The 12,726-nt window shown below is 57.2% G+C and carries 12 protein-coding genes and 1 tRNA gene; 5 read left to right on the top strand and 8 right to left on the bottom strand.

Translation table 11 applies throughout. The features are described 5' to 3' along the window. Window positions 1-83: 83 nt before the first annotated feature. Entirely contained in the window at window positions 84-482 is a 399-nt protein-coding gene (locus GA830_RS15325; RefSeq protein ID WP_195162660.1) for a GFA family protein, read from the bottom strand. 367 nt (window positions 483-849) lie between these two features. Between GA830_RS15325 and GA830_RS15330 the strand changes: the two genes are divergently transcribed. Further along, window positions 850-1,920 carry a GGDEF domain-containing protein gene (locus tag GA830_RS15330; protein WP_195162661.1) on the top strand — a complete coding sequence of 357 codons (1,071 nt, stop codon included), beginning with the start codon at window positions 850-852 and terminating at the stop codon, window positions 1,918-1,920. A gap of 106 nt (window positions 1,921-2,026) precedes the next feature. On the opposite strand, the gene GA830_RS15335 is transcribed toward GA830_RS15330, so the two are convergent. The 4 genes from GA830_RS15335 to rpiA all read right to left on the bottom strand — a co-directional run bounded on the left by GA830_RS15335 (window position 2,027) and on the right by rpiA (window position 6,656). After that, a complete protein-coding gene (locus GA830_RS15335; protein ID WP_195162662.1) occupies window positions 2,027-3,403 on the bottom strand; it encodes a class II 3-deoxy-7-phosphoheptulonate synthase in 1,377 nt (458 codons plus the stop codon). A 383-nt stretch (window positions 3,404-3,786) separates the two neighbouring features. Next, window positions 3,787-5,178 carry a glutathione-disulfide reductase gene (gene gor, locus GA830_RS15340; RefSeq protein WP_195162663.1) on the bottom strand — a complete coding sequence of 464 codons (1,392 nt, stop codon included), beginning with the start codon at window positions 5,176-5,178 and terminating at the stop codon, window positions 3,787-3,789. A 128-nt stretch (window positions 5,179-5,306) separates the two neighbouring features. Continuing rightward, window positions 5,307-5,939 (bottom strand): DUF2059 domain-containing protein, encoded by a 633-nt coding sequence (locus tag GA830_RS15345; RefSeq protein ID WP_195162664.1) that lies wholly within the window; start codon window positions 5,937-5,939, stop codon window positions 5,307-5,309. Between the two features lie 6 nt (window positions 5,940-5,945). Next, window positions 5,946-6,656: a ribose-5-phosphate isomerase RpiA gene (rpiA, locus tag GA830_RS15350; protein WP_195162665.1), complete on the bottom strand. Its 711-nt coding sequence runs from the start codon at window positions 6,654-6,656 to the stop codon at window positions 5,946-5,948. Window positions 6,657-6,799: 143 nt separating this feature from the next. Between rpiA and gph the strand changes: the two genes are divergently transcribed. The 4 genes from gph (at window position 6,800) to GA830_RS15370 (ending at window position 9,165) form a co-directional block, all read left to right on the top strand. Next, window positions 6,800-7,492 (top strand): phosphoglycolate phosphatase, encoded by a 693-nt coding sequence (gph, locus tag GA830_RS15355; protein WP_195162666.1) that lies wholly within the window; start codon window positions 6,800-6,802, stop codon window positions 7,490-7,492. Window positions 7,493-7,609: 117 nt separating this feature from the next. Then, window positions 7,610-7,900: a type II toxin-antitoxin system RelE/ParE family toxin gene (locus GA830_RS15360; protein ID WP_195162667.1), complete on the top strand. Its 291-nt coding sequence runs from the start codon at window positions 7,610-7,612 to the stop codon at window positions 7,898-7,900. Beyond that, window positions 7,900-8,223, top strand: coding sequence for an addiction module antidote protein (locus GA830_RS15365; protein WP_195162668.1), 324 nt, complete (start codon window positions 7,900-7,902; stop codon window positions 8,221-8,223). The genes GA830_RS15360 and GA830_RS15365 overlap by 1 nt, the downstream gene beginning before the upstream one ends. Window positions 8,224-8,337: 114 nt before the next feature. Continuing rightward, window positions 8,338-9,165: a hypothetical protein gene (locus GA830_RS15370; protein WP_195162669.1), complete on the top strand. Its 828-nt coding sequence runs from the start codon at window positions 8,338-8,340 to the stop codon at window positions 9,163-9,165. 250 nt (window positions 9,166-9,415) lie between these two features. On the opposite strand, the gene GA830_RS15375 is transcribed toward GA830_RS15370, so the two are convergent. The 3 genes from GA830_RS15375 to GA830_RS15385 all read right to left on the bottom strand — a co-directional run bounded on the left by GA830_RS15375 (window position 9,416) and on the right by GA830_RS15385 (window position 12,701). Further along, window positions 9,416-9,490 (bottom strand) — tRNA-Val (locus GA830_RS15375). 119 nt (window positions 9,491-9,609) lie between these two features. Continuing rightward, complete coding sequence (locus tag GA830_RS15380) at window positions 9,610-11,733, bottom strand: L,D-transpeptidase family protein (protein ID WP_195162670.1); 2,124 nt, start codon at window positions 11,731-11,733, stop codon at window positions 9,610-9,612. Window positions 11,734-11,954: 221 nt separating this feature from the next. After that, window positions 11,955-12,701: a 3-oxoacyl-ACP reductase family protein gene (locus tag GA830_RS15385; RefSeq protein WP_195162671.1), complete on the bottom strand. Its 747-nt coding sequence runs from the start codon at window positions 12,699-12,701 to the stop codon at window positions 11,955-11,957. Window positions 12,702-12,726 lie beyond the last annotated feature (25 nt).

Genomic DNA, 12,726 nt, shown 5'->3' on the forward strand with positions numbered 1-12,726 from the left:
TGACCGGCATTATGCCAACCGAACGCGCATCTGGAACAGCGCCGCTGCTACGTCAAGCTAAGCAGCACCAGACAGAAGCTTCGTCAGCGTGAAGAGCCCGGATACACGGGGAGACCGTCATTGATGCTGTAATATTCACCCTTGTCGGCAGCAAAGATATGGGCCTCGCCTTTCAGACCGCTAGGTCTCTCAAAAGCACCGGCAAGTACCGAGATTTCCGTGGAGCTGTTCTCTTGCCAGAACAGTGCCGAGCCACAGTTCCGGCAAAATCCGCGCCGCGCCATTTCCGACGCGTTATACCAGCTGATGTGTTCATCGCCACTCACTGTAAGGTCCGCTTCGGAAACCGAAGTTGCAGCATAGAAGTGGCCTGTCTGCTTTCGGCATTGCGAGCAATGGCAGTAGAGGATACCGCGCAGCGGGCCATCCACATTGAAACGGACAGCCCCGCAAAGACAGGAACCCGCATGGCTCTCAGACATTCTCACCCTCACTTTTAATGCGCCAGCGTACCAGTCGGAGTGATAGCAACTAATCGCAAAATACAGAATTGGCTAAGGATATTTTGATGCCTTCGCTTCTGGGGAATTACGACTATCCATAATCGGTTTTCCAGCATGATGGCATGTGCTGCGACAGCCAGCAAAGTCCGCGAACAATACTGTTTTACCACGCGGTGCCACCCATGGCATTTTAACTAAGATTTAGGAGGCACACGCTAGTGTTGTGTCAGGGTTCGCATCTGGGGGACATGGCGTCGCTGTGGCATAGGATGCACGAGTGAGACTGCATTTCCGGCTCACCCATCGTTGGGAGCATCGGAACCAGCCTCAAGGGGCAAGAGACGGGATGCAAAGCAGCGCAGCTGAAGATCGCGCGACCGATATCGCGACCAGCATCGCCGTTGCGATGCGTCAGATGGGCGTGCTCGGCCTCCCACGCAACTACGAAATTTTCTACGAAGCCCTTTCCGGTTCCAACCACGAACTCAGCCTGGAGCTTGTCTCGCTTGGCAAGCGCCCGACGCAAAACGAGCTCGACAAGATTGGCCAGAAATTTTTTACCCACCATCACGGACATGGCATTGTAGAAACTGCCCGTGAGACCATCGCCCGGGGGCTCGAGGATATAGCATCCATTATCCGCAGCGAGCGGTGTCACATGGAAAAATACGGCAAGGTGCTGAACGAGACGACGAGCGGGCTTGCATCTCGTGAAAATCTTTCGACGGACATCCTTCAGCGCATCGCCGGCGTGATGTCCGTAGCAACCAATTCCACCATCGACCGTAGTTTAAAGGCGGCCAATACGCTGAGTGACAAGAGCGCGGAACTCGAAACTGTCAAATCATCGCTCGAAGAATACAAGAAACTCGCCGATACTGACCCTTTGACACACATCTGGAACCGCCGCGCCTTCGACAAGCGCATGGCCAGAATCTACAATGACAAGGCTGGCGTTCTATTCCATGCGCTCATTCTAGCCGATATCGACCGTTTCAAGGATGTCAACGACCGCTTCGGTCACCCGGTTGGTGACCGAATTCTTCAAATCGTTGCTGAGATCATGCGCACGAGCGTGCGCGAGGGCGCATTCGTCGCCCGTACTGGAGGTGAAGAGTTTGCGTTGATCGTCGAGGGAACGAGTGAGGCCGTGACCTTCGAGATGGCAGACCGCATCCGCGATGCCATCCAGAATGCGCCATTCGGCAATCTCCAGACCGGCGAGAGCTACGGCCCTGTTACGATCTCGATGGGCGTCTGCATGGCCGCCGATGCCGAAGGGGCAGATGATCTTTACGCCAAAGCCGATCGCGCAATGTATCGCTCAAAGTTGGCCGGTCGTAATCAGGTCACCAAATTCGCACCCGGCCAGGGTGGCAAGCCTGGCAAAGACTGGCTGCTTTACCGTCGCGATTGATTTTGCCATCGTACCCATGATGCTGTTCGGGATCCGCAGCAGCGCGCACCCATTACGCAACAAAAAGGCGCCTTTCGGCGCCTTTTCAATACCCCTGCATCCAGCGCTATTCCGCGGCCTGCGTATGCTTCGTGTGCCCGGCCTGACGCTTCTTCAACAGTTCAGACACAAGAAAAGCCAGTTCAACAGCCTGATCGGCATTGAGGCGGGGGTCGCAATGGGTGTGGTAGCGATCCTGCAACTCCTCGTCGCGGATAGCGCGCGCGCCACCCGTGCACTCTGTCACATTGCTGCCAGTCATCTCGACATGGATACCACCCGCATGAGTACCTTCAGCCTGATGCACATCAAAAAAGGCTTGCACTTCCTTCAGGATGCGGTCGAAGGGTCGGGTCTTATAGCCGGCCGCGGTGATCGTATTGCCGTGCATCGGATCGCAGGACCACACAACCTTGCGGCCTTCTTTCTCAACGGCGCGCACGAGCTTGGGAAGATGATCGCCCACCTTGTCGGCGCCAAAACGCGCGATCAGGGTTAGCCGGCCGGGCTCATTTTGCGGGTTGAGAAGATCGATCAGTTCGATCAGGCCATCGGGTGTCAGTGAAGGGCCGCATTTGAGCCCGAGCGGATTTTCAATGCCGCGACAATACTCGATATGCGCATGGTCTGGCTGGCGCGTCCGGTCGCCAACCCAGATCATGTGGCCAGACGTGGCATACCAGTCTCCAGAGGTCGAATCTACGCGTGTCAGCGCCTCTTCATACCCAAGCAATAGGGCCTCATGGCTTGTGTAGAAATCCGTTTCACGCAGTGCGAAGTGAGAATCTGAGGTGATACCCATCGCACGCATGAAATCCATCGTATCGGTGATACGATTGGCGAGAGCTTCATATTTTTCGGCCTGCGGGCTGTCCGACACAAAGCCCAGCATCCAGCGATGCACGTTTTCAAGGCTGGCATAGCCACCCTGCGCAAAAGCGCGCAAAAGATTCAGCGTCGCTGCCGACTGGCGATACGCCATTTCCTGACGCGCAGGATCGGGAATTCGCGCCTTTTCGTTGAACTCGATCCCGTTGATGATGTCGCCTCGGTAGGAGGGCAACGATACGCCCTCCTTGGTCTCATTATCGGAGGAGCGCGGTTTAGCAAACTGCCCTGCCACGCGACCGATCTTTACCACCGGCTGCGAGCCGGAAAAGGTGAGCACCACCGCCATCTGCAGGAACACGCGGAAAAAATCGCGAATATTGTCCGCGCCATGTTCAGCAAAGCTCTCGGCACAATCGCCGCCCTGAAGAAGAAATGCGTCGCCGGCAGAAACGGTTGCGAGCTGCTTCTTCAGCTTGCGCGCCTCGCCTGCAAATACAAGTGGTGGAAACGTCGCGAGCTGCGCTTCCGTGTTACGCAGAGCCGCCATGTCCGGATAGGCCGGAACCTGGCTTATAGGCTTGCTTCTCCAGGAATCTGGCGACCATTTCGTCATTGTTTTATTCCAACGCTTCCAAAGCCGGCCCTGTTGCCGGCCATTTGTCACTATTTGAAGTCGCGGCTCCATACACCAAGCAGCGAAGCTATTCTAGACAGCTTTTGCCGCAGATGCGATGGCGGGCCTGGAACGGTGTTGGGAAAGACAAAAGGCGCGGAGACCGACACTCGAGGCCCCCGCGCCCAACCGTCCCCCATTTTTGTTACTTGACGACACTTTTGACCGCACCGGACCCGGACGAGGCGGTGGAAGTCGAGTGGTGCCGCCTCTGCGGCAGGACGAGCAATAGGTAACATGATTCTTTGTTAATGCAACCTAAGATTTCATCTTTATACAACCGCAACTTAAGAAAGATTGCTCGGCCGCCTGCGCCCTGTGCCCTAATCCAGCCGGACGCCCTTCTTGACGACGTAGCTGGGCTTGTACATCGTCACCAGCTCTTCTGCAGCTGTCGGGTGGATAGCCATGGTGCGGTCAAAATCGTCCTTGGTCAGTCCTGCCTTGAGTGCGATTCCCAGAAGCTGCGCCATCTCGCCGGCGTCAGGTCCCAGAATGTGTGCACCCAGAACCAGTCGCGTTTTGCTGTCCACGATGACCTTGATCAGCATCTTCTCGTCGCGCCCGGCGAGCACATTTCGCATCGGCCGGAAGACTGCCTTGTAAACTTCGATTTCGTCAAAGCCTGATGCCGCCACCTCTTCCGTGAGGCCGACGGTTCCTAGTTCCGGTTGAGAGAAGACCGCCGTTGGTACTGTCCGGTGGTCGGGTTTGGTTGGTTTGTCACGGAAAGCAGTATCGATGAAACACATCGCTTCATGGATGGCGACCGGCGTCAGTTGAACGCGGTTGGTCACATCGCCGATAGCCCAGATATTCTTGACGTTCGTGCGCGAGAATTTGTCGACCAAAACTTCTCCGGTCTTGCCGCGCTCGACACCAGCAGCCTCGAGGCCGAGTTCATCCGTGTTCGGAATGCGTCCGAGCGCCAGCATCACCTGATCGGCAACGAGTACTTCACCGTCACCCAGATGCGCATCAAGCCGTCCGTCAGCGCGTTTTTCAATAGCAGAGAAAACCTCGTGGCACAGGATCCGAATGCCCTTCTTTTCCATCGTTTCATGAAGCAGCCGCCTCACGTCCTGATCGAAATGGTGAAGTATTTCCTTGCCGCGATAGACTAGCGTCGTCTCAACGCCCAGCCCGTGGAAAATATTGGCGAACTCGACTGCGATATAGCCACCGCCGGCTATGACGATGGAGTTTGGCAATTCCGGCAGGTCGAAAATTTCGTCGGAAAAGACGCAATGCTCGTGACCGGGCAGAGCAACATGCGGGTTTGGCCGCCCACCCGTGGCAATCAAGATTTGGTCTGCAGTGACAGTGCGGTGGTCTGCCTCGATACGCACTGTGTGATCATCGACCAGAACAGCGCGCGAATGGAACGTCGTGCCGCCGGCCTTTTCCACCCCACTTTCATAAAGCCCCTCGAGCCGAGATATTTCGCGCTCCTTGTTGTCGACAAGTGTACGCCAATCAAATTTGGCCGGGCCAACCGTCCAGCCATAGCCAGCGGCGTCGGCAAAATGTTCGGGAAATTGCGATGCATAGACATAAAGTTTTTTCGGCACACAGCCGCGGATGACGCAGGTGCCGCCAAAACGGAATTCTTCTGCAATCGCGACACGCTTGCCAAGTCCAGCAGCAACACGCGCCGCCCGCACCCCGCCCGAGCCGCCACCGATAACGAATAGATCGTAGTCATAGCTGGCCATGGGGTACTCCCGTGATTTCGAATTTCATGCCGGGCAACAGGTAGAGGGCCAGCAAACAAAAGAAAAGCCCGGTCGATCGACCGGGCTTGCATTCCATTGAGGTTCGTTTCAGCCGAACTGAAACCGGGTCAGTTCGACGTTCCCGCAGCCGGCGCGTCGGCTGGGGCGGGTTGCGTACCAGGTGCCGTGCCTTCAGGTGTTACCGGCATGGTCGCCTGGCTGCCATCCTGCGCAGGGATTTCCAGCGGCGGAAGATCTTTAAGGGTCGCCGCAAGCGCAAGACCTACGTTCTGGGCGAGATCACGCGCAACGCCGTTTTGCCATATATTGGCAGCCTTGATCAGCTCGCGCGTTACGATCGGCCCGTCGGAAAGCAACTTGAGGCCGGTATCAGATTCATAGAACGCTGCTATTTCGCTGCATTGTGTTTCATTGAACACCCGCGCGTAAGCGAGTGCCGCTTCCTTTTCCAGGTCAGCACGGCGAGAAGCCATAGCAATAGCCTCCCCGTCGACTGTCTTGACGATGAGCTCCTGCAGATCCGGGTTCTTCTGGATCAGCTGGGTCTTCAAGGCTTGCGCTGCCTCGGGCAGAATTCCGTCATACGCGTCGGTGGCATTGATCGCCGCTATAGCAGCCCGCGCCGCCTTGAGGTGGCTATCGGAAACATCCTGAGCAAGAGAACCGGACGACAGCAACGCCAATCCGGCAAAGGCTGCAAGGCCAACAACGGCACGGCGTGCGCGAGGTACAAAAGACATGGTCAATCAAACTCCTATTTGACGGGTCGCGTTCAAGGTCTGAATTCCGTCGGCGCCGGCCAGAATGGCAGTGGTCGCCAGCCCCAGAAACATTCCATGTTCCACGACGCCGGGAATGGCGTGCAGAGCCTCGGACAGCGCTCTTGTATCGGGAATGCGGCCAAAAGATGCATCGAGGATCAAGTGTCCGCCGTCTGTAACAAAAGCTTCGCCCCGCGTCATCCTCAATGTCAGATCCCCCGGCAATCCTAGCTTTGCGGCGACCCTGAGTATGGCCAACCGCGTCGTTTCAAGCCCAAAACGGTTAACCTCTATGGGAAGTGGATAGCGCCCGAGTGTCTCGACATATTTGGACTGGTCGGCAATGACCACCATGGCAGCCGACGCACTTGCGACGATCTTCTCTCGCAACAAAGCTCCGCCGCCGCCTTTGATCAGGCCCAAAGCCGGGTCCACTTCATCGGCACCGTCAATGGTCAGGTCCAACTGGGGCATCTCATCAAGGCTGGTCAGCGGCACGCCAAGTTCCATACAAAGTGCTGCCGTGCGCTCTGAGGTCGGAACGCCGATCACATCCATGCCACCTGCCACCTTTTCGGCCAACAGTTTTACAAACTCTTCGGCGGTAGACCCCGAACCGATCCCAAGCCGCATACCGCTTTCCACATAAGAGAGCGCGGTGCGTGCAGCTTCGATTTTCAACGCCCTGGCGTCCATTAAACTCCTGCCCATCCGTTTATGAAGTCGCCGCTCCTACCATTTTTGCCAGAACGGGCAAAGGGTTTCGCACCTTCATCACCCTTGCCTGCTTGCCTTTCACCGTTTATCGGCAACCCGACAATTGGGCCGGGTGCAAATTCATGAAAAAACCAATCATCGTATTCGATCTTGATGGCACCTTGGTTGATACCGCGCCCGATCTTCTGGCCAGCCTGAACCACAGTCTTGAGGCCGGTGGACTGGCGATGACCGATGCGACCGGCTTCCGCAGCTATGTCGGCAATGGTGGCCGAGTCATGATCGAGCGGGCCTATGCGGCGCAACGCAAACCCCTGGCGCCTGACGAGCATGACCGGCTCTACGCTGTGTTTCTGGACCATTACGGCACCCACATGCCGGGAGGCTCAAAACCCTATCCGGGCGTAATGAAGGCTATCCAGAAACTGCAGCAGGCAGGCTTTCTGGTTGCCATCTGCACCAACAAGACCGAAGCGCTGGCGCGGCAGTTGCTCGCTGCCCTTGGCATCGCTGATCAATTCGCTGCTATCTGCGGCCAGGACAGCTTCGCCATGCGCAAGCCCGACCCCCGCGCTTTGATCAACACCATCGAACTGGCTGGAGGCGATGCGGAGCGGGCTGTGATGATCGGTGATTCGCGCACCGATATAGATACTGCAAAAGCAGCTGGCATTCCCGTCGTTGCGGTCGATTTTGGCTACACCGACAGGCATGTACGCGAATTCGAACCGTCAAAGATCATCTCGCACTTCGATCAATTGACGGTCGAACTGGTGCAGGGTCTGATGGCGAGTGCGCTTGGCAAGACTGCCTGAAACGTAGCGGCCCTCCTTCTGCTTTCGCGATTGCCTTGCTAAGGCCACTAGGGGCCGATTGTAATCCACAGTTCACACTTCCATTGACGGATTGTGAACTGCGGGCTACAAATTGAGATGATCGAAGTTCGCCACAGCACCGTCTTTTCGAACTGGCTGAAGTCTCTCAAGGACGTGCGCGCCCAAGCCCGGATTGAGATCAGGATCGCCCGCGTCGAGCTCGGCAACCTCGGGGACGCCAGGTTCTTTGACGGGATAGGTGAACTTCGTATCGACTATGGTCCGGGTTATCGCGTCTACCTCGTGAAGCGCGGCAACACGGTCGTCATCCTACTTTGCGGCGGCGACAAGTCTTCGCAAAAGAAGGATATCAAGAGTGCCATTGCGATGGCTAAGGAGTTGGATTGATGGCTATCGAAACCCACAAGTGGGACGTAACCGAGTACCTCGACAACGAAGAAGCCATCTTCGCTTATATCGAGGCAGCGTTTGAGGACGGCGACCCTGTACTGATCAAGAAGGCGCTCGGTGAAGTCGCGCGCGCCAGGGGCATGACGGCCATGGCGAAGGAATCCGGCGTCACCCGCGAAGCGCTCTATAAGGCGCTCAGCGAGAACGGAGATCCAAAGCTTTCAACTCTGCTGGGTGTCGCGAAGGCCCTTGGTGTCCGGCTGACAATTGCGCCGGCTGCTACTGTTTCCGATTATGCCGAGCCCCGCCATGGCGCGTAGATAGATGGACTCTCTCGCCTGCACTTGCTTCTATGCGGCGCGAAGATCAGCCGGAGGGGGATGCGGTGCTGTATTCTTATTGCAATGTTTAGGGGCTACTGGATCGCGGGAATTGTGCTTGGATTGATCGTCTTCTCGTTTTCAGGAAGCGCCCAGGAAGGCCAAGGGGTGTCCAAAGAGCGCCCAGCCGATGAAGATACTAAACCCGCCGAGCCCGGCAATGCCGATCCCAAACCCAAGAACCTTTCGGCTCCAGTTTTGGCTATCGATACCCCAGTTCAGCCCTCCCCCGCCGCCAATGGCGAGCCCGCATCCGATCAGAGTGAGAAACCCGATTTGGAAGGTTCGGTTCGCATCACTGACGCCGCGAAGCGGAGCCCGACAGCCACCGAATGGCAAAAAGACCCGACAATCATCCTTTCGATCATCGTCGCTATTATTTCCGTTTCGGCGCTGGTCTACACTGTCTTGAGCAGCAAGCGTGCCGAGCGCATCGCCAAGTCGCAAACAAGGGCTTATCTCGGCATTGAATTTGCCAAGGTCACAATGGTGCCCGGCAAACCCACACATTTCAGCGTCAACGTTAAGAACAGCGGGAACAGCCCCGCCACGATCACCAAGTTGCTGTTCGCCGCGATGTTCGTCCAGGGCAAGTACAGCGACGACTTGCGAAATCAGGCCATGCCGCGAAAAGCGGGCGTCATCCCGCCAAATAGTTCGATCACCCTGCAAGCTGCCAACACCTACGTCGACTTTCAGGGTATCCAAGCAAAAATCGTCACCGGCGAATTTTCGGCTTACGTGTTCATGCATGTGGAGTACAGGGACGTATTCGGTGCCGTTCAGGCTTTGGAGATAACGAGGTTTGCCTACAGAACCGATTTGAGGGCTGGCTTGATCCAAGACCCTGAAATCCCCGACAAGCATTACGAGGTAGCCTAGAAACAAGGCACATGCCGCGACCATCCGCATGGCCATGCGAACACCTCGCATCTGACGGTGACCGGGATCTGCACATGCGTATTATTCGGTATCGGCTGCCCCGCTCTCCTTCCGACGCCGAAAAGGAAGAAGTACAAAATCCACGGATTTCTCACGGACTCAGCAACCATGTTTCACTAGCGTTCGCCTTTCGGCTCAAGAAAGGTGAAGTGACATGATAAGGTATGCTATTGAAAACATTAAAAGAAAATGGTGGGCGATGCAGGGATTGAACCTGCGACCCCACCCGTGTGAAGGGTGTGCTCTCCCGCTGAGCTAATCGCCCGTCCGGCCAAAGGCTGGAACAGGCGGCGATATAGGGGAGCATGGACGCTCAAGTCAAGGATGTGTTTGCACAGCTCGCTGGCACGCCGCAACGAGAACGGCGCATCTCCAGCTTGGGCGCTACAACGGGTTGCGCAGCGGCTGTTCACCCGTCGGCATATTGAGATCCGGCAGCTTTTCCATTGGTGGAATGATTACATCGGCCTGCGGGGCGACACTGGACGTTCCGGCATTGTCGAGCCGCACGCGCTGGACTGTTGCCGACGAGTCCGCGACGGGCATCGCCTCAAAGGCATCGTCAGGCATTTCGCGCACCGCATCCACTTTCTGGATTGCTTCGAGAAGATGCGCATCGCGGTCATACACATCGGCAAAATACTGAACCGTCCCCGAGGCATCGGGCCATGCCGTAAAATAGGCGACGTAGACGGGGATATTGCGCCCTACCCGCTCTGAGGAATGGCCCTTCTTCAGCTTGGCCGCAACATGATCGACTGTAGTTCCAAGCACCGCAGCCGCCATTTCCCGGGGCTGCTGCAGGCGCACGCAGCCGTGGCTGAAGGCGCGCATGTCACGTTGGAAAAGGCTGCGGCTCGGCGTGTCATGCATATAGATGGCGTGCTTGTTGGGGAACAAGATCTTCAGCTCGCCCAGCGCATTGGCCTCACTGGGCTGTTGCCGCACGTTATAGGGAATACTCGAGCCATAACTGCTCCAGTTGATTGCCGATGAGGGGATTTTCTTGCCGCGCGAATCTGTCACTTCGTAGCCGGAACGGTCCAGATAGCCCGGATCGCGACGCAGCCTAGGCAGCATTTCATTCACCAGGATCGACTGCGGAACGCCCCAATATGGGTTGTAATCCACTGTTTCGATCTCGTCATAAAAGAAGCTGGTCTGATTGGACGGGCGGCCGATCACCACCCGCATCGACAGTTTTTCAACGCCGTCTTCGACGTAGGCGGCGGTATAGGCGGGCTGGTTGATGAACACGCGCGTTTCGCCGAGCGTTTGCGGCAGCCATCGTAGTTGCTCAAGCGCTACCTTAACCTTGTCCAGCCGGTCGGCTTTCGAAGTGCCTGCAAGGGCTGCGACCGTACGCGGTCCAATGACGCCATCGCCCTTCAGCCCGGCGCGCTTTTGCGCTGCCTTGATGACCGGCACAATTTCATCGACATAGTCTTCGCTAGTGGCAAGCCGCGCCAGAACCTCGCCGTGGGCACCGCCAAACGCATCATCCATATCGGCGGCAATAAGGTGCAGCAGCTTGGGCAATTCCGTACTTGTCTCGCCGGGGCGAAGCAAAAGGTCGCGGTCGACAACAATCTGGTTGTCCTCGCTAGCCTTTAACGAGGCCAGCTCATCGCGCAAAATCCGGTATTCGCTCCCTTGCGGATGGAAGGAGGCCAGATAGGTTTCAACGCCCTCGCCACTGGCTAGGCGGCTGAGCGCGCTTTGCATATCCAGCGGCTTGGCTGCAAAGTCATGGTAACCCGACAGCTTGTTCGGGTTGATGCGACCGTTCTGGGCATCATTGATATAGCGCAGAACACGCGCCGAAAGCGCCATTTCGAAACGCACAAACTCGTTAGTGGCCGCACCAGCGGATGGAACTGCAATTCGATATTCTGCAGGGTCAAGACCCTCGCTGGCCGCGCCATCAAGAACACGCAAAACGTCCCCGGCACGGCTGTTTACCGCATTGTCGGTGATCCACATGAAATCGGGATGCGCGCTGTAATGAACGACGAGCGCCTTGCCGATGTCCTTTTCGGCGTTCAGCGCAAAGCCTTCTAAACCGGGAAGCGCTGCTCGCAACCCCATGGGTGCTGGCAACGCCGAAGCAGTTTCACCCGCCAGGCCGGTAGCTGAAGCGGACTGCGACACGAGCTTGATCAGCGGCGCAAAATCAACGGCGACCAAGGGGTCGGGGCGATAATTGTAATAGGAAGGCGAATCGATAGTGACGACAGCCGCCGCAGGTTGCCGTGGTCGTGCCTGCTGCGTTGAATTTGCACGCTCCTTTGCCTGCGCGCTTTCCTTACGTGTCGGCTTTTTGGGTGCGGCCGGGAAATTGTTCCGCGGCGTGGCATCACGGCGTACAGGGGTGTCATTGCGTTGCGCGCGAATGCCGCCTCCGAACAACCGGTTAAACAGCCCTTCGGCGCGCGCATCGGGGATGCCCGTTCCAAGTGTCATCGCCATCGCAAGCGCCAGCGATATCGTGGTAACCGGTAGACTCATCCAACCCTCTCCGTCGTCGTCGTCAGTCCCATATAGCAGGCCTTGTGCCGACACGCACCGACACAGGTGCGGATACGCGAACAATATCGTTCATAGACAATCGTAGATACCCTTTCGTTAAGCTGCGATGAAACTGAAAAACTCCGGCCCAGCTGCCGCTGAAGGTCGGAGGCAATTGACCCGGTCACCGGAGGCCGCACTCTGTGAGCGCGGCGGTGTCCTCAGACATTTGCTCCCCCATCAGCCGTAATGGCGGCACCGGTGACAAACCGCGATTGCGGCCCAGCCAGCCAGCCGACCAGCGAAGCGATATCGCCCGGCTCTCCATAACGCTGAATGGCCATCGCTGCGCGCTGACCATCTGAATAAGGACCGTTTGCAGGGTTCATGTCGGTGTTCGTCGAGCCTGGATTGACAGCATTGACCGTGATGCCCCGCGGTCCGAGATCCCTTGCCAGCGCCTTGGTCAGCGCCACGAGGCCGGCTTTGCTGGCCGAGTACGCCGCGAGCCCGGGCGACGTAACCCGGTCGGCAAGATTGCTGGCAATGGAAATAATCCGCCCGCCCTCGCCCAGATGCTTCGATGCAGCCTGTGACGCCACGAAGGCAGCCCGGAGATTGACCGATATGCTGTCGTCAAAATCCTCCAGGCTGAGCGCGTCGACCGGCGCCGCACGCCAAATGCCGGCACTATTGACCAAAATGTCGAGGCGGCCAAATACCTCGACTGTTTTTTCTACGGCTGCCGTTACGGACCCGGCATCTCGGTTGTCCGCTTTAATGGCAAGCGCCTTGCCACCTACCGCCTGGATTTCGGTGACCACGGTCCCAGCCAGTTGCTTGCCATGGACATAGGTGATCGCAACGCGCGCGCCCTGCAGGGCGAGGTGCCGCGCGATCGCTGCTCCAATGCCACGGCTTCCGCCAGTTACCAGCGCGACCTTGCCGGTCAAGTCATTTGTCGTCATGCGAGTCTCCATTTTTGTATCAATC

The organism is Mesorhizobium sp. NBSH29 (assembly GCF_015500055.1).
In the GTDB taxonomy this organism is placed as follows: Bacteria; Pseudomonadota; Alphaproteobacteria; order Rhizobiales; family Rhizobiaceae; genus Neomesorhizobium.